Here is a 15,722-nt window from a genome sequence, read left to right on the forward strand (position 1 = left end):
CGGCCAGACTAGGCCCTCAGGAGGCGGCGTCGTACGCCTCTCGGTTGCCGTGGACCTCGTCCATGTGGGTCTCCGCCCAGTGCTTGAGCTGCAGCATCACGCCGTGGAGCGAGGCGCCGAGCGGCGTCAGGTCGTACTCGACGGTGACGGGCACGGTGGGGGTGACGGTCCGAGTCACCAGGCCGTCGCGCTCGAGCGAGCGCAGGGTCTGGGTGAGCATCTTCTGGCTGACACCGGCGATGCGGCGGGCGAGCTGCGAGTAGCGCACCGGGCCCTCCTCGTGGAGCGCGGCGATGACCAGCGCCACCCACTTGTCGGAGATCCGGTCGAGCAGCTGGCGGCTCGGGCACCCGTCGAGGAACGCGTCGTACTCGAGCTTGGCGCGGGCGCGCTTCTGGGCGGCGGTCAGGGTGGGCATCGGGCGCCTCTCCGGCACCCAGCAGCGACTTACGCACTTTCAGGTGCCTACTTACCAACGGAAAGCAACACCACCAGTGTGGAGTTCAAGCCAGAGAACATCAACCCCACACCAGGAGGAATCATGAGCACCACCACGTTCCGCACCGCCGTCGTCCGCGACCCGCGCGGCCCCGAGTCCGTCGAGATCGTCGACGTCTCCGTCCGCGAGCCCGGAGCCGGTGAGGTCCGGGTCCGCATCGAGGCGGCCAGCGTCAACCCCGCCGACGTCTGGGTCGCCGACGGCTTCTTCCACTCCATCGGGCTCGTCACGCAGCCCGAGCACACCGGCCTCGGCTGGGACTTCGCCGGAACCGTGCTGTCCGCGGGCGAGGGCGTCGACATCGCCGCCGGCACTCGCGTCGCCGGGATCGTGCCCGGCTTCGACCGCGACTTCGGCAGCTACGCCGAAGAGATCGTGGCCCCGGTCGCCTGGGTCGCGGTCGTGCCCGACGGCCTCGACACCGCGGCAGCCACGACGGTGCCGCTCAACGCGCTGACCGCCGATCAGCTGGTCGGGCTCCTCGGCGAGGGCGACGGCCGCCGGCTGCTCGTCACCGGCGCCGCCGGCGCGGTCGGCGGGTTCGTCGTACGGCTCGCGCAGCAGCGCGGCTGGGCGGTCACCGGCCTCGCCCGGCCGTCGGACGAGGCGTTCGTGCGCGGCCTCGGTGCCGAGTTCACCGCCGACGACACCGCGGGCGGCTGGGACGCGGTCGCCGACGCGGCTGGGCTCCAGGAGAACGCGGCGCCGCTCGTGCGGGACGGCGGGCTCTTCGTCGGGGTCCGGCCGGCCGTCCTCCCCGAGGCCGGCCCCGGCGTGACCGTGCGTGCCGTCTCGGTCGAGCCCGACGCGGCCCGGCTCGCGGCGCTGCTGGACGCCACCGCGCGCGGCGACCTGCCGACGAAGGTGGCGGCGGAGCTGCCGCTCGACGCCGTCGTCGAGGCGCTCCAGACGGTCAACAAGGGCGGGGTGCGCGGCCGCGTGGTGCTGCGGCCCTGAGCGCCGTGCGGTCAGCCGACCTCGAGCCGCTCGAGAGCCGTGCGGATCGGCTCGGGGATCGGCACCGCGGAGCGGGTCTCGCGATCGACGAAGACGTGGACGAAGTGGCCGTGCGCGACCGCTTCGTCCTCGTCGTCGGTGAAGATGCCGATGCCGTAGGTGACCGCGCGGTTGCCGAGCCGGTCGACGCGCAGGCCCGCGCGCAGCCGCTGCGGGTAGGCCACGGGCGCGTGGTAGGCGCAGCCGGACTCGACGACCAGGCCGATCACCGGGGCGGCGTGGATGTCGAGGCCGCCCTCGGTGATGAGGTACTCGTTGGCGACGGAGTCGAAGTAGCTGTAGTAGGTCACGTTGTTGACGTGCCCGTAGACGTCGTTGTCCTTCCACCGCGTCGTGATCGTCGCGACATGGGGGTACTCGGCGATCATCGGTCGCTTGTCCGCGTCGGCGGCCATCACCAGCACCTCAGGGCGTCGTGGAAGATCCGCTCGAGCTCGGGCTCGCGGACCTCGGACGGGGCGTTGTCGAGCAGGCGCCGCTGGGGCGCGGCCCCCGCGACGAGATCGGGTACGTCGGCCGCGGCGTAGCCGACGCCCGAGATCCCGTTGGGCGCGCCTACGTCGCGCATCAGGGCCGCGACCGCGGTCGCCACCGCCTCCCCCGCCTCGTCGGGACCGGCGCCGGACGTGTCGGCGCCGAGCAGCCGGGCGGCCTCGAGGTGCCGGGCCGGGGCGGTCGGCGCGAGCGCCCGGAACGCGGCGGGCGCGTTCACCGCGACCGCGAAGCCGTGCGGGACGAGCGGGTGGTCGGGCGGGTAGCCCTCCGGACGGTAGTCGCGGACCCGGCCGGCCACGGCGTAGGCCATCGCGTGCGGCACGTGGACGCCCGCGTTGCCGAAGGCGATGCCGGCGAGGGTGGCGGCCCACATCATCTGGTGGCGGGCCTCCTCGTCGGTCGAGTCGGCAACGGCCCTGCGCAGGTGGGTGCCGATGACCTCGATCGCCCGGGCTGCGCCGACGTCGCTCCACGGGTTGGCCCCCTGGCCGGCCGGTCGGGTCGTGGGCGGCTCCGGGGCGGGTCGCGTGGTGAACGGGCGCGCGGTCAGCGACTCGACCGCGTGGCAGAGCACGTCGAGGCCGCTCGCGGCGACGACGCCTGCGGGCAGGGTGCTCGTGGCGCGCGGGTCCACGACCGCCTCGGTCGGGCGGAGCAGCGGCGAGGCGACCCCGGTCTTGGCGTGCGCGCTCAGCAGGTCGAAGATCGCGATCCCGGTGACCTCGCTGCCGGTGCCGCTGGTGGTCGGGCACGCGAGGTGGGGCTTGAGCGGACCGGGCACCGGGCGGGCGGCGCCGAGCGGTGCGTTGACGTAGTCGGCCAGCTCGCCGGGGTGGGTCGCGAGCAGGTCGGCGAGCTTGGCGGTGTCGATGACCGACCCGCCGCCGAGGGAGACGAAGGCATCGGGCCGCGTGTCGCGGGCGAACGCCACCGCACGGTCGACCGACTCGTCGGTGGGCTCCACGAGCACCTCGTCGAACGTGACGACGTCGAGGCCGGCACCCACCAGGGAAGTGGTTGCGGCGTCGTACCACTCGAGGGCGCGGAGCCGGGCGTCGGTGAAGAGCGCGACCCGGCCGCCGTCGGGGAGGTGGGCGCGGACGCGCGGGCCGACCTCGGCGAGCGAGCCGGCGCCGAAGGTCACCCGGGAGGCGTCGATCGTGAACGCGGTCTCGAGACCGGTCTCGAGACCGGCCTCGACGGCGGCGTCGTGCGGACACATGCGGGCGAGACTAGCGCCGGCCTGTGGAAATCCGTTTCAGATGTGTCGGCCCTCCGCCGTACCTTTCCTGGAATGCAGACGGAAGGAGGAGCCCCGGCCCAGTGGCGCATGTCGATCAACGACGAGGCGACCACTGACGACCTGGTGCGCATGGAGCTGTTCGCCGACGCCCGGCGTCTCGGCGAGTCGCACACCGCGACGGTCACCGTCGACGACAAGCACCCGGTCGAGGCATGGCTCTCCCCTGACCTGGAGATCGTCCGTACGGCGCGCTATCGCAGCCGCAAGCTCGACAACACGGTCGCGCGCGGTACGACGTACGCCCGGGGCCCGCGCGGCGCGCTGCTGGTGCGCGACGACCGCGGTGTGCCCGGCACCCAGCTCACCGCGTTCGCTGCGACCCGCGAGGACGCGATGGCGATGCTCGAGGACGCGATGCGACGCGTCCCGGCGCCGCCCCCGGCGACCGACGACCGCGTCCGCTTCCACCTGTGGCACCGCGGCATGCATGGCGCCCAGCGGGTCACCCGCCGGCTCGAGGTCGAGCCGTGGGAGACCATCGGGCGCAACTACCCGGTCGGGGTGCGCGCCCAGCTCGACCAGCTGATGGCGCGGCCGGCCCCGGCCGGCGGCGGCAAGCTGGTGCTCTGGCACGGCGCTCCCGGCACCGGCAAGACCACCGCGCTGCGCAGCCTGGCGAACGCCTGGCGGGAGTGGTGCGACGTCCACTACGTCAGCGACGCGGAGCGGATGTTCGACGACCTCGACTACCTCCACTCGGTGGTGGGCGGGTTCGAGATGGACGACCCGTTCATGGGCGACGACCACCGCGAGCAGACGCGGTGGCGGCTGGTGGTCGCGGAGGACAGCGACGAGTACCTCCGGGCCGACGCCCGGCAGACCGCGGGCGCGTCGCTCGGGCGGCTGCTCAACGTCACCGACGGGATCCTCGGCCAGGGCCTGCGCACGCTGGTGCTGCTCACCACCAACGAGCCGCTCAGCGCGCTGCACCCGGCCGTGGTGCGGCCGGGCCGGTGCCTGGCCGACGTCGAGTTCGCGCCGTTGTCCGGCGCCGAGGCCCGCGAGTGGTGGGGCGGCCCGGTGCCCGGGTCGCCGACCCGGGTGACGCTCGCCGAGCTCTACGAGAAGCGCGGCGGGCTCGACCGCATCTCCAACGTCGACGACGAGCCGGTCGCGATCGGGTCCTACCTGTAGAGGTGCCGGTCGGCCGATACTGGCCCGGTGACCATGTCCTCGGCCGGCAAGGCTGCCACGCTCCTGGTCCTGCACCACGGCTCCGGCTTCGTGCTCCCGAACGCGTGGGACGCCGGGTCCGCCCGGGTGCTGGAGCAGGTCGGCTTCCCCGCGCTCGCGACGACCAGCGCCGGCATCGCCTGGTCACTGGGCGTGCCCGACGGCGGCGCCGTCGACCGCGACACGATGCTCGCGCACGTCGGCCGGATCGTGGCGGCCGTCGGTGTACCGGTGACCGCCGACCTGGAGTCCGGGTACGGCGCCGAGCCCGCCGACGTCGCGGCGACCGTCCGCGCGGCGGTCGACCTCGGTGTCGTCGGCGGCAACCTCGAGGACGCCGACGGCGGAGGACTGTTCGACGTCGACGTGGCGACCGAGCGGGTCGCTGCCGCCCGGTCGGCGGCCCCGATCGGCAGCTTCGTGCTCAACGCCCGCACCGACACCTACCTCGCGGGGACGGGCGCGGACGTGTTCGCCGCGACCGTGGAGCGGTCGGTGCGCTACCTCGAGGCCGGAGCCGACTGCGTCTTCGTCCCCGGTGTCTCCGACGAGGAGAAGATCGGTCGTCTCGCCGAGGCGATCCCCGGTCCCCTCAACATCGTGGCCGGCCTCGCCAGCAGCACGGACGCGCGCACCCTCTTCGCGTTGGGCGTGAAGCGGGTCAGCCTCGGCGGCAGCCTCGCCCGCGCCATGCTCAGCGGTCTGGAGCGGGCGGGCCGGGAGCTGCTGGACTCCGGGACGCTGGGGTTCCTCGACGGAGCGGTGGGCTACGGCGAGATGCAGCGGCGCTTCGGCTCCTGACGCCAGTGCCTCAGGCCAGGACCGCGTCGACCGTCTTCTTCAGCGCGCTCGGCTGGGCCGGCTTCTTGGGCGCCTTCTTCCGCGCCTTCTCCATCTCCGCGCCGATCTCCTGGAGGGCCTTGCGGCCGAGGCCCTTGCGGACCTGCGGGAACCACTCGGACTCCTCCTCCTCGATGTGGTGGGAGACCGACTCGATGAGGACGGTGGTCTTGGCGTCGAAACGCTCGTCACCCGGCTTCATCGCGAACAGCTCGCTGACGAGCACGTCGGCGACGTGGTGCTCCTCGTAGGACTCCAGGACGTCGTCCTCGAGCTCCGGAAGCAGCTCACGCACCCGGGGATACATGACCTCGTTCTCGATGTAGGTGTGGACGGTGAGCAGCTCGATCATCTTCTTGACGAGCTGGCCCTTCTGCTTCTCCGCGTTCTCTCCGGCGTTCTGGAAGTCGCGGAACGTCTTGAGGATCTGCTTGTGGTCCTGCTTGAGCAGCACGATGGCATCGGTGGACATGAGGACTCCAGGTGTCGTCGCTGGGGGGTGGTCGTGCGATACCCCGCGGTCGAGTCGTCATTCAGGCGCTCCGTACCCGGCCGTCGGTCACCATGGGGTCGACCGCAGGCCACGACTCCACGGCGGCGGCCGAACAGCAGGAGGACCCGTGCCCATCGACACTCCCCGCCGCGCGCGCCGCTGGCGCAAGGCCGTGGTTCGCGCCTGCCTGGCCGGCGTCATCCTCGTGGTGGCGGTCGTCGTCATCGCCAACGTGGTCGTCGTGGCCCGGACCAGTGACAGGGTGACGACAGACGCCGACGGCCTGGAAGACGCCCAGGTGGCGATCGTGCCGGGATCGCACGTGCGCGCCGACGGATCCCTCGGCGAGGTGGTGGCCGAGCGGGTCGAGGCAGCGACCGCCCTCTACGAGGCAGGCACGGTCGACAAGGTCCTCGTCTCCGGGGACAACGGCACGACGACCTACAACGAGCCCGACGCGATGCGCGACGCCGTGCTCGCCGCCGGCGTGCCGCCCGAGGACGTGTTCACGGACTACGCCGGCTTCAGCACCTGGCACACCATGCGGCGGGCCCGGGAGATCTTCGCCGTCGAGACCGCCGTGGTGGTCACCCAAGGCACCTATGCCGCCCGCGCCGTCGACCTCGGCGTGTCGGCGGGCATCGACATCCAGGGCTACGCCATCGGCGACGACGGTCGCTGGGTCCGGGAGCTGCTCGCCCGGGTGCGGGGACTCGGCGAGGCCATCTGGCGGCCCGGCGTCACGGGTGGCCCGGAGATCCCCATCACCGGCGACGGCCGGGCCTCGTGGGCGACGCCCCGCGGGTCAGTTCACAGGGAACTGTCAGGAACGTCCTAACCGCGCGTCAGGACCTGCCTGCCATGCTCGGACCATGGCAGCGACCACCCCGGAATCGGTCGGACCGGGAAGCGGCCACGAGCCGGCGGGTGTCGGTGCCCAGGCCGGCGAGACAACCGGTCGTCCTCTCCCCCACGCGGATGGCGACGACTTCCGCACGATGCACCAGCGCCTCAACCGGTTCCGGCTTCCGTACAAGTTCGCGATCGACGAGGTGACCACGAAGATCGCGATTCTCCGCGAGGAGTTCGAGGAGACCTACGACCACAGCCCGATCGAGCACGTCCGCAGCCGGCTGAAGTCTCCGCCGAGCATCCTGGCCAAGGCCACCCGACGCGGCGCGGCCGGGTCGCCGGAGTCGATCGCCGCGACCGTGCAGGACATCGCCGGCGTCCGCGTGGTGTGCCCGTTCGTCTCCGACGTCTATTGGATCAAGGACATGCTGACCCGGCAGTCGGACGTCACCGTGCTCGAGGTCGAGGACTACATCGGGTCCCCGAAGCCCAACGGCTACCGGAGCCTGCACCTGACCATCCAGATCCCGGTCTTCCTCTCCGACCGCACCGAGCTGGTCCCCGTCGAGCTCCAGCTCCGCACGATCGCCATGGACTTCTGGGCCAGCGTCGAGCACGAGATCTACTACAAGTACGACGCCGACGTCCCGGCTACGTTGCTCGAGGAGCTGACCGACGCCGCCCGCACCGCTGCGGACCTCGACGACCGGATGACCAGGCTCCGCGCCGAGGTCCGGGGCCTGCAGGGCCCGCGGGGCGAGTCGGCCGGTCAGTAGTACCAGGGGTACGGCGACCAGTCCGGCTCCCGCTTCTCGAGGAACTGGTCGCGGCCCTCCTGGGCCTCGTCGGTCATGTACGCCAGCCGGGTCGTCTCCCCCGCGAACAGCTGCTGCCCGACCAGGCCGTCGTCGATCAGGTTGAACGAGTACTTCAGCATCCGCTGGGCGGTCGGGCTCTTGCCGTTGATGAGCCGGCCCCACTCGAGCGCCGTCGCCTCCAGCTCCGCGTGCGGGACGGCGCGGTTGACCGTGCCCATCCGCATGCCGTCGGCGGCGTCGTACTCCTGGGCGAGGAAGAAGATCTCGCGAGCGAACTTCTGGCCGACCTGGCGGGCGAGGTACGCCGAGCCGTAGCCGCCGTCGAAGCTGCCGACGTCGGCGTCGGTCTGCTTGAACCGCGCGTGCTCGGCGCTGGCAAGGGTGAGGTCGGCGACGACGTGGAGAGAGTGTCCGCCGCCGGCGGCCCAACCGGGCACGACGCAGATCACGATCTTCGGCATGAACCGGATCAGCCGCTGGCACTCGAGGATGTGCAGGCGCGCCAGCTTGGCCTTGTCGATCGCGCTCGGCTCCGAGGCACCGGTGGCCGCGGCGTCGTACGTCGTGCCGGTCTCCTCGTACTGGTAGCCGGCCTTGCCGCGGATCCGCTGGTCGCCGCCCGTGCAGAACGAGCGCTTGCCGTTCTTCGGGCTGGGGCCGTTGCCGGTGAGGATGACGCAGCCGACGTCGGCGCTGGTGCGCGCGTGCTCGAGCGTGCGCAGCAGCTCGTCGACGGTGTGCGGCCGGAACGCGTTGAGCACGTCGGGGCGGTCGAACGCGATCCGCACGGTGCCGTGCGCCTTCGCGCGGTGGTAGGTGAGGTCGGTCAGGTCCTCGAACCCGGGCACCTCGTCCCACTGGGTCGGGTCGAACGTCTCGCTCACGCCCTCGATCGCGCTCATGGTGGGTGAGGCTATCCGGCGTCCCCGGCGCGACTTGACCTTGACCCTCGGGGCAAGGTCTACCGTCGTCGGTGTGCAGATCAAGGAGCTCGCCGAGCGCGCGGGCGTGACCGTCAAGGCGGTGCGTTACTACGAGTCGCGCGGGCTGATCTCGCCCGACCGGGCCCCCAACGGCTATCGGGAGTACGACGCCGCTGACGTGCTCGTGGTGCGCGAGATCCGGGCGCTGCTCTCCCTCGGCCTGACGGCCGACGAGACGGTCCCGTTCGTCGAGTGCCTCCGCGCGGGGAACGAACGGGCGGATGTGTGCCCCGCCTCCCTCGACGCCTACCGGATGCGGATCGCGGAGATCGAGCGCCGGATCGACGAGCTCGCCACGCTCCGTGACCAGCTCACCGGGCTGCTGCACGACGCCGAGAGCTACGGCCACCACCCCACCCAGGAGGAATCATGAGCACCCTGTCCAGCCCCGTCACCAGCACGACCGACACCGACTTCGATCGCGACGTGCTCGCCTCCGGTCACCCGGTGCTGGTCGACTTCTGGGCCGAGTGGTGCGCGCCGTGCCACCAGGTCGCACCCGTGCTCGACCAGCTCGCGACGGAGATGGCGGACACGCTGAGGGTGGTCAAGCTGAACGTGGACGAGCACCCGGTGACTGCTTCGCGCTATCGGGTCCAGGGCCTGCCGACCCTGGTGCTGTTCATCGGCGGCGAGGTGGTCATGGAGCTGCGCGGCGCACGCAGCAAGGCAGCTCTCGAGCGCGAGCTCGCGAAGGTGCTGCCTGTGGCATGACCAGCGGCATACGTCGGTGCCGGCGGAATGTCAGTCACGGTGACTGATGCCGCCGGTCGACCGGCTCCGGCAGCGTTCCTGGCGAGCCGCTCCCCGCCTGGCGCGGACCGCGGCTCCTCCCCGTCACCCTCATCCCAGGAGCAGCGTCGTGAAGCCAGTACTCGAGCCAGCCGCGCAGCAGTTCGCGGAGGCCACCGCGAATCCGCCCTACCTCTTCGACCTCGGCCCCGAGGTGGGTCGCAAGACCGTCGACGAGGTGCAGAGCCCCGAGGTCGAGGTCCCGGGCTCGACCAAGGACGTGGTCGCAGTTCCGGGCGGACCCACCGTGACGATCTTCCGGCCCGCCGGCGCGACGGCGCCCCTTCCGGTCGTCCTGTACATCCACGGTGCCGGCTGGGTGTTCGGCAACGACCACACCCACGACCGGCTTGCCCGCGAGCTCGCGGTCGGCGTCGGAGCAGCGGTCGTGTTCCCCAACTACAGCCTCTCGCCGGAGGCGCCGTACCCGACGGCGATCAACGAGAACTACCGTGTCGCCCAGTGGGTGATGTCCGACGGTGAGCAGCACGGCCTCGACGCGTCGCGCCTGGCGGTGGCCGGCGACTCGGTCGGCGGCAACATGGCGGCGTCACTGACACTCACCGCCAAGCAGCGCGGCGACGTGCGGCTCGCGGCGCAAGTGCTCTTCTACCCGGTGACGGACGCGTCGTTCGACACCACGTCGTACCAGGAGTTCGCCGAGGGCTACTTCCTGCGGCGCGACGCCATGCAGTGGTTCTGGGACCAGTACACGACCGATCCCGACCAGCGGGCCGAGATCACCGCCTCGCCGCTGCGGGCGACCACCGACGACCTCGCCGGGCTTCCTCCCGCGCTGGTGATCGTGGCCGAGGCCGACGTGCTGCGCGACGAGGGCGAGGCGTACGCCGCGAAGCTGCGCCTTGCTGGGGTCGACGTCACCGCGGTCCGCTATCAGGGCATCATCCACGACTTCGTGATGCTCAACGCGCTCCGCGGCACCGCCGCCGCGGAGGGCGCGATCTCGCAGGCCGTCGCGTTCCTGGCCGAGCGGTTGGGCACCCGATGAGCGCGACGACGGACCGCGCGCAGGTGGACGCAGCCAACCGCACCGGGCGCCGACCGGTGGTGTTCGTGCACGGTCTCTGGCTGCTCCCCTCGAGCTGGCAACGGTGGGCCGACCTCTTCGAGGAGGCCGGCTACGCGCCCGTCCTGCCCGGTTGGCCCGACGATCCGGAAACGGTCGAGGAGGCCAACCGCAACCCGGAGGTGTTCGCCGGCAAGGGGGTGCGGGAGGTGGCCGACCACTTCGCCGGCCTGATCGGCGGGCTCTCGCAGAAGCCGGTGGTGATCGGCCACTCCTTCGGCGGCCTGATCACGCAGATCCTCGCGGGCCGGGGGCTGGCGCACGCGTCGGTCGCGATCGACCCGGCGCCGTTCCGCGGCGTGCTCCCGCTGCCGGTCTCCTCGTTGCGTGCGGCCCGGCCGGTGATCGGCAATCCTGCCAACTACCACCGGGCGATCCCGCTCACCTACGACCAGTTCCGCTACAGCTTCGCGAACGCGGTCGACGAGGACGAGGCGCGACACCTGTACGAGACCTTCGCGGTGCCGGCGCCGGCCGAGCCGCTGTTCCAGGCAGCCACGGCCAACTTCAACCCCTGGGCGCAGACCAAGGTGACCCGCAAGAATCCCGACCGGGGGCCGCTTCTCCTGATCTCGGGCGAGAAGGACAACACCGTGCCCTGGGCGCTCACCAACGCGGCGTACAAGAAGCAGCGTCGCAACGCGCACGCCGAGACCGAGATCGTCGAGATCCCGGGGCGCGGCCACGCCCTCACCATCGACGCCGGGTGGCGCGAGGTGGCGGAGACCGCTCTCTCGTTCGTGAAGCGGTTCTCGTGAGCGACACCGCGCGGGCCGCGCCGTCCCTCGACTGGCGCGCGGCCGCCGCCGCAACCGTCCACTGTCTCGTCGGCTGTTCCATCGGCGAGGTGCTCGGCATGGTCCTCGGCGAGGCGTGGGGCCTGGCGGACGCAGCGACGATCGCGCTCTCCGTCGGCCTCGCCTTCGTGTTCGGACTGCTCCTCGCCGCGCTGCGCATCCGTCGCCACGGCCTGTCGTGGGGCTCCGCCGCGCGGATCGCGGTGGCGTCGGAGTTCCTGTCGATCTCCACGATGGAGGTGGTCAGCAACGTCCTCCTGGTGCTGGTGCCTGGAGCACTCACGACGGGCCTCGACGACCCGGCGTTCTGGCTCTCGCTCGGGATCGCGATGGCCGTCGCGTTCGTCGTCACCCTCCCGGTGAACGCCTGGCTGATCGCGCGTGGGCGTGGCCACGCAGCGGTGGGCGCCCACCACGGAGCTCCCGAGGCGGCGCATCACTGACGATCGTCGCCGGCCGCCCGAAGAACGCGATTCGGAGGACGGCGCCCCGCAGGGCCGGGGATCATGTGCGGGTGCTGAGCGGAGCGCCCCTCGTCGGCAGGGCAGAGGAAAGACGATTGCTCGATGCCCTCGTCGACGGGGCGCCCCGCGAGGGCGCGGCCCTGGTCGTGCGGGGCCCCGCCGGCATCGGCAAGACCGCACTCCTCACCCTCGCCGCAGCGCGCGCCGCGCACCTCGGTCTCGACGTGACCGAGCTCCGGGCAGTCCCTGCGGAGCGACACCAGCCCTTCGCCGCCCTCCACCAGCTCCTCCGCCCGCTCCGGGGCGGGTTCACCAGCCTGGCCGACCCGCACCGGCAGGCGCTCGACGCTGCGTTCGGCCGGACGTCCGACCCGGCTCCCGACATCTTCCTGATCTCCCTCGCGACGCTCGAGCTCCTCGGCGACGCGGCTGCGGAGCGGCCTCGCCTGGTGGTGGTCGAGGACGCGCAGTGGCTGGATCGCCCGACGGCCGACGTGCTCGGCTTCGTGGCGCGGCGGCTCGGGGTCGATCGGGTGGTGATGCTCTTCTCGGTCCGCGACACAGGCGACCACGGATGGCTCGGGCAGGGCTTGCCGGAGCTCGAGCTCGGCCCGCTGTCGGTCGACGAGAGCGAGGAGCTGCTCGCCCGGGCCCCGTCGGCCGCCGACCTCGGCCCGGCCGCGCGCACCGAGATCCTGAGGCTCGCCGGCGGGAACCCGCTCGCGCTCCTCGAGCTGCCGTCGGTCACGTCCACCGGCCTCTCGGCCGAGACCGGACCGCTGCCCGTCCGGCTCGAGCGCGCCTTCACCGCGCGTCTGGAGCATCTCGACCCGCTGGCACGGGCGCTCCTGCTCGTCGCGGCCGCCGACGAGCGCGCGACGCTCGGCGAGGTCGTCGCCGGCGCGGAGGAGATGCTGCAGACCGAGTTGCCCGCCCGTGCGGTCGCGGAGGCCGACCACTCCGACCTCGTCGACGTGGTCGGCCAGGCCCTCCGCTTCCGGCACCCGCTGATGGCGTCCGCGGTCTACCACGCGGCACCCATCACCGAGCGCGTCGCTGCCCACCGCGCCCTCGGACGGGTCTTCGCCGGCGACGCCGACCGGAGCCTGTGGCACCGCGCGGCGGCGACGCTGGCCCCGGAGCCGCAGCTGAGCGCCGAGCTGGAGAGCGCTGCCGAGCGGGCCCGCCGCCGCGGCGCGAACGACGTCGCCGTCACCGCACTCGAGCGCGCCGCAGCGCTGACGACCGATGCGCGGCGCCGCGGTCGGATGCTGCTGTTGGCTGCCGAGCTCGCCTTCGAGCTGGGACGCCCGCACCGCGCCAAGCCGCTCCTCGAGCAGGCAGCGCTCCAGCCGATGACGGACGCCGAGCACGGGCGGCTCGCGCTGACCCGGGAGCTGGTCGACCCGCACCCGGGCGAGGCAGCGGCGCGGAGCGCGGAGCTGCTCGCCTCCGCGGAGGGAACGGCACCGGCGGACATCGATCTCGCCCTCGACCTCCTCTGGCTGGTGGCGTCGCGTTCCTGGTGGGCCGACCCTGGACGGAGCGCGCGGACCCGGACCCTCGAGGTGATCGACCGCGTGGCGACCGACCCGGACGACCCGCGGGTGCTGTGCGGGCTCGGGTACGCCGACGCCGACGCCCGCGGCGGCGCCGTCGTCGACCGGCTGCGGCACGCGCGACCGGCCGGCCACACGGACCCCAGGACGGCGTGGATGCTCGGTACCGCGGCGGTGGTGACCGGCGCGTGGGACCTGGCCCGGGGTCACCTGCACGCGTCCATCCAAATGCTGCGCGAGCAGGGCCGCCTCGGCCAGCTGCCCCGGCTCCTGGTGCTGAACTCGATGGTCGCTGCGCGGATGGCCGACTGGGACGTCGCCGAGCCCGAGGCCGCCGAGGCCCGTGCCCTCGGGGCAGAGACCGGCCAGGCGACCTGGGTGGGCGCGGCTGACTCCGTCATCGCGCTGGCGTCAGCCATGCGCGGTGAGCACGCGGAGGCCCTGGCGGCTGCCGACCGGGCGGACGAGGCGGTCGCCGAGCTCGGCACGATCTTCGTCCGGTCGTCGACGTCGCTCGCGCGGGGCCTGGCTGCCAGCGCCGCGGGCGACCACGAGGGCGCGTTCGACCAGCTCCTGCGCCTCTTCGTTGCCGGCGATCCGTCGTACCACTGGACCATGCGGTGGTGGGGTCTCGCCGACCTGGCGCACGCCGCCGCCAGGACCGGGCGTGGGGACGACGTGCTGCCGCTGGTGAAGGAGCTCGAAGGGGTGGCCGCCGGGACCACGGCCGTCGTCGTGCACCTGAACCTGGAGGCCGCGCAGGCACACCTCGCCGACGACCGCGCGGCGGCCGACCTCTTCGAGCGCGCGCTCGGTCGCGACCTCGACCAGTGGCCCTACCAGCGCGCCCGGCTGCTGCTCGCGCACGGCGAGCTGCTGCGCCGTACCCGCCGGACGGTGGACGCCCGGCCGCCGTTGCGCGAGGCCGTCACCGTCTTCGACCGCATCGGAGCCCGCGCGTGGGCGGAGCGGGCGCGGCAGGAGCTGTCGGCGACCGGCGAGACGATGCGGGCCTGGTCACCTCGGCGGGCCGACGGGCTGACCCCGCAGGAGCTGCAGATCGCGCGCCTGGCGGCCGAGGGCCGGACCAACCGCGAGATCGCTCAGATGCTCTTCATCTCGCATCGCACGGTCGGGTCGCACCTCTACCACGTGTTTCCGAAGCTCGGCATCACCCAGCGCTCCCAGCTCGCGGCGGCGCTGGCCGCGCGGCGCGACGGCTGACCGACGCGGACCGCGTCAGGAGTCGATCGGCTCCAGCAGGAAGACCGGGATCTCGCGGTCGGTCTTCTCCTGGTAGGTGGCGTACGTCGACCACGTGGCCACCGCGTGCTCCCACCAGTCCGCCCGCTCCTCGCCCTCGAGCAGCCGCGCCCGGTAGAGCGCCGGCTCGGGGCCGTCCTGGAGCTGGACGACGGGATTGGCGAGGAAGTTGTGGTACCAGACCGGGTTCTCCGGGCCGCCGCCGTAGGAGGCGATCGCGGCGTACTTGCCGTCCCGCTCGACGCGCATCACCGGGTTCTTGCGGAGCTTGCCGGACCTCACGCCGCGCGAGGTGATCACGACGATGGGGTCCTTGCCACCACGCAGGGTGTTGGCCTTGGCGCCGCCGGAGGCCTCGTAGGCCGCTACCTGCTCGCGCACCCAGCCCTGGGCGCTCGGTTCGTACTCACCCTCGAGAAGATCCATGACCTCGACAATGCCCGCAGGCCGGTGAGCATTCCCGCCGCCGTACCAGCGCCGACCGTGCCGGCTCGCGCCGCCAACTGTGCCGGTTCGTCACGCCAACCCTGCCGGTTCGACACGCCAACCGTGCCGGTTCGTCACGCCAAGGGTGCCCGTTCGTCAGGCGGGATCAGGCGGGGTCAGGTGTTGGAGATGGTGACCGCGAGGCCGCAGAGGTGGCCGAGGCGGGCGATCTCGGAGTCAACGAAGTCGGGGCCGCCGCGGCGGCCGATCACGATGATGTCGTTGCCGTCGAGGCGGGCGGCGGCGGCGAGGGTGATCTCGTCGTCGGGGAGCTCGAGGCGGGTCGGCGCCTCGATCTCGATGAAGTCCAGCTCGTCGGGGGCGGCGCTGGTGCCGTAGACGAGGCCCTTCGCGCGGTGGACGCGGGCGCCCCAGTCGGCGCGGAACGTGGCGGGCAGCAGGTCGACCAGGCGGTCGAACGCCTCGCTCGGGCTGGCGGTCAGCTCCTCGACTGCCTCGAGGTCGAGAACCAGGTTGCCGCCCGCGGGGTAGCGGCTGATCCACACGACCTCGACGTCGTCGAGCGCGTTGCACGCCGACACGATCGAGTCGGGCATGGTGCCGTCGCTGACCTCGAGGAGCACGTCGTCGACCGCGACGCCGTCGGGCCGCTTCTCGACGATCTCGATGGCCTCGATGTCACCGCCCGCCATACCGATCGCCGTCGCGACCCGCCCCAGGGACCCGGGGACGTCGGGAAGCTCCACACGCAGCAGGAACGGCATGCTGTGAGGCTAACCCGCGCAGGTTGCGGAGCGGTTTCGGGCTCGCGGGGTGGCCGGTGTCCCGCAAGTCCGCAAA

18 protein-coding genes are annotated in these 15,722 nt (G+C 72.5%); 11 read left to right on the top strand and 7 right to left on the bottom strand.

The genetic code is table 11. The features are described 5' to 3' along the window. Positions 1 to 16 precede the first annotated feature (16 nt). Positions 17 to 418: a winged helix-turn-helix transcriptional regulator gene (locus tag HNR19_RS19890; protein WP_179669520.1), complete on the bottom strand. Its 402-nt coding sequence runs from the start codon at positions 416 to 418 to the stop codon at positions 17 to 19. 123 nt (positions 419 to 541) lie between these two features. Between HNR19_RS19890 and HNR19_RS19895 the strand changes: the two genes are divergently transcribed. Further along, on the top strand, positions 542 to 1,456 hold the full coding sequence (locus HNR19_RS19895) for an NADP-dependent oxidoreductase (RefSeq protein ID WP_179669521.1): 915 nt from the start codon (positions 542 to 544) through the stop codon (positions 1,454 to 1,456). A gap of 11 nt (positions 1,457 to 1,467) precedes the next feature. Here HNR19_RS19895 and HNR19_RS19900 read toward each other — a convergent pair whose 3' ends face one another. Next, on the bottom strand, positions 1,468 to 1,911 hold the full coding sequence (locus tag HNR19_RS19900; protein ID WP_246303553.1) for an acyl-CoA thioesterase: 444 nt from the start codon (positions 1,909 to 1,911) through the stop codon (positions 1,468 to 1,470). Continuing rightward, entirely contained in the window at positions 1,911 to 3,233 is a 1,323-nt protein-coding gene (locus tag HNR19_RS19905; RefSeq protein WP_179669522.1) for a hydroxyacid-oxoacid transhydrogenase, read from the bottom strand. Before HNR19_RS19905 ends, HNR19_RS19900 begins: the two co-directional genes overlap by 1 nt. A gap of 72 nt (positions 3,234 to 3,305) precedes the next feature. Between HNR19_RS19905 and HNR19_RS19910 the strand changes: the two genes are divergently transcribed. Continuing rightward, positions 3,306 to 4,448: a DUF5925 domain-containing protein gene (locus tag HNR19_RS19910; protein WP_179669523.1), complete on the top strand. Its 1,143-nt coding sequence runs from the start codon at positions 3,306 to 3,308 to the stop codon at positions 4,446 to 4,448. Between the two features lie 33 nt (positions 4,449 to 4,481). Beyond that, positions 4,482 to 5,288 carry an isocitrate lyase/PEP mutase family protein gene (locus HNR19_RS19915; protein WP_179670404.1) on the top strand — a complete coding sequence of 269 codons (807 nt, stop codon included), beginning with the start codon at positions 4,482 to 4,484 and terminating at the stop codon, positions 5,286 to 5,288. A 10-nt stretch (positions 5,289 to 5,298) separates the two neighbouring features. On the opposite strand, the gene HNR19_RS19920 is transcribed toward HNR19_RS19915, so the two are convergent. Beyond that, complete coding sequence (locus HNR19_RS19920) at positions 5,299 to 5,799, bottom strand: hemerythrin domain-containing protein (protein ID WP_179669524.1); 501 nt, start codon at positions 5,797 to 5,799, stop codon at positions 5,299 to 5,301. Positions 5,800 to 5,947: 148 nt separating this feature from the next. Between HNR19_RS19920 and HNR19_RS19925 the strand changes: the two genes are divergently transcribed. Next, positions 5,948 to 6,658 (top strand): ElyC/SanA/YdcF family protein, encoded by a 711-nt coding sequence (locus HNR19_RS19925; protein WP_179669525.1) that lies wholly within the window; start codon positions 5,948 to 5,950, stop codon positions 6,656 to 6,658. 34 nt (positions 6,659 to 6,692) lie between these two features. After that, complete coding sequence (locus HNR19_RS19930; RefSeq protein ID WP_179669526.1) at positions 6,693 to 7,448, top strand: GTP pyrophosphokinase; 756 nt, start codon at positions 6,693 to 6,695, stop codon at positions 7,446 to 7,448. Here the strand turns inward: HNR19_RS19930 and HNR19_RS19935 are convergent. Further along, a complete protein-coding gene (locus HNR19_RS19935) occupies positions 7,442 to 8,392 on the bottom strand; it encodes a 1,4-dihydroxy-2-naphthoyl-CoA synthase (protein WP_179669527.1) in 951 nt (316 codons plus the stop codon). The genes HNR19_RS19930 and HNR19_RS19935 overlap by 7 nt on opposite strands. 73 nt (positions 8,393 to 8,465) lie before the next feature. Between HNR19_RS19935 and HNR19_RS19940 the strand changes: the two genes are divergently transcribed. The 6 genes from HNR19_RS19940 to HNR19_RS19965 all read left to right on the top strand — a co-directional run bounded on the left by HNR19_RS19940 (position 8,466) and on the right by HNR19_RS19965 (position 14,396). Then, positions 8,466 to 8,846, top strand: coding sequence for a MerR family transcriptional regulator (locus HNR19_RS19940; protein ID WP_179669528.1), 381 nt, complete (start codon positions 8,466 to 8,468; stop codon positions 8,844 to 8,846). Then, positions 8,843 to 9,187, top strand: a complete 345-nt coding sequence (gene trxA, locus HNR19_RS19945) for a thioredoxin (protein WP_179669529.1) — start codon at positions 8,843 to 8,845, stop codon at positions 9,185 to 9,187. The genes HNR19_RS19940 and trxA overlap by 4 nt, the downstream gene beginning before the upstream one ends. 148 nt (positions 9,188 to 9,335) lie before the next feature. After that, on the top strand, positions 9,336 to 10,274 hold the full coding sequence (locus HNR19_RS19950; RefSeq protein WP_343047288.1) for an alpha/beta hydrolase: 939 nt from the start codon (positions 9,336 to 9,338) through the stop codon (positions 10,272 to 10,274). Beyond that, a complete protein-coding gene (locus HNR19_RS19955; RefSeq protein WP_179669531.1) occupies positions 10,271 to 11,110 on the top strand; it encodes an alpha/beta hydrolase in 840 nt (279 codons plus the stop codon). Before HNR19_RS19950 ends, HNR19_RS19955 begins: the two co-directional genes overlap by 4 nt. Further along, complete coding sequence (locus tag HNR19_RS19960; protein ID WP_179669532.1) at positions 11,107 to 11,592, top strand: DUF4396 domain-containing protein; 486 nt, start codon at positions 11,107 to 11,109, stop codon at positions 11,590 to 11,592. The genes HNR19_RS19955 and HNR19_RS19960 overlap by 4 nt, the downstream gene beginning before the upstream one ends. Before the next feature lie 71 nt (positions 11,593 to 11,663). Next, entirely contained in the window at positions 11,664 to 14,396 is a 2,733-nt protein-coding gene (locus HNR19_RS19965) for a helix-turn-helix transcriptional regulator (protein WP_343047289.1), read from the top strand. A gap of 15 nt (positions 14,397 to 14,411) precedes the next feature. Here HNR19_RS19965 and HNR19_RS19970 read toward each other — a convergent pair whose 3' ends face one another. Both HNR19_RS19970 and HNR19_RS19975 read right to left on the bottom strand, forming a co-directional pair. Next, entirely contained in the window at positions 14,412 to 14,861 is a 450-nt protein-coding gene (locus tag HNR19_RS19970) for a nitroreductase family deazaflavin-dependent oxidoreductase (RefSeq protein ID WP_179669534.1), read from the bottom strand. Between the two features lie 176 nt (positions 14,862 to 15,037). Further along, entirely contained in the window at positions 15,038 to 15,646 is a 609-nt protein-coding gene (locus HNR19_RS19975) for an ACT domain-containing protein (RefSeq protein ID WP_179669535.1), read from the bottom strand. Between the last annotated feature and the right edge of the window lie 76 nt (positions 15,647 to 15,722).

Origin of the sequence: Nocardioides thalensis, assembly GCF_013410655.1 — a bacterium.
Classification (GTDB): Bacteria; Actinomycetota; Actinomycetes; order Propionibacteriales; family Nocardioidaceae; genus Nocardioides; species Nocardioides thalensis.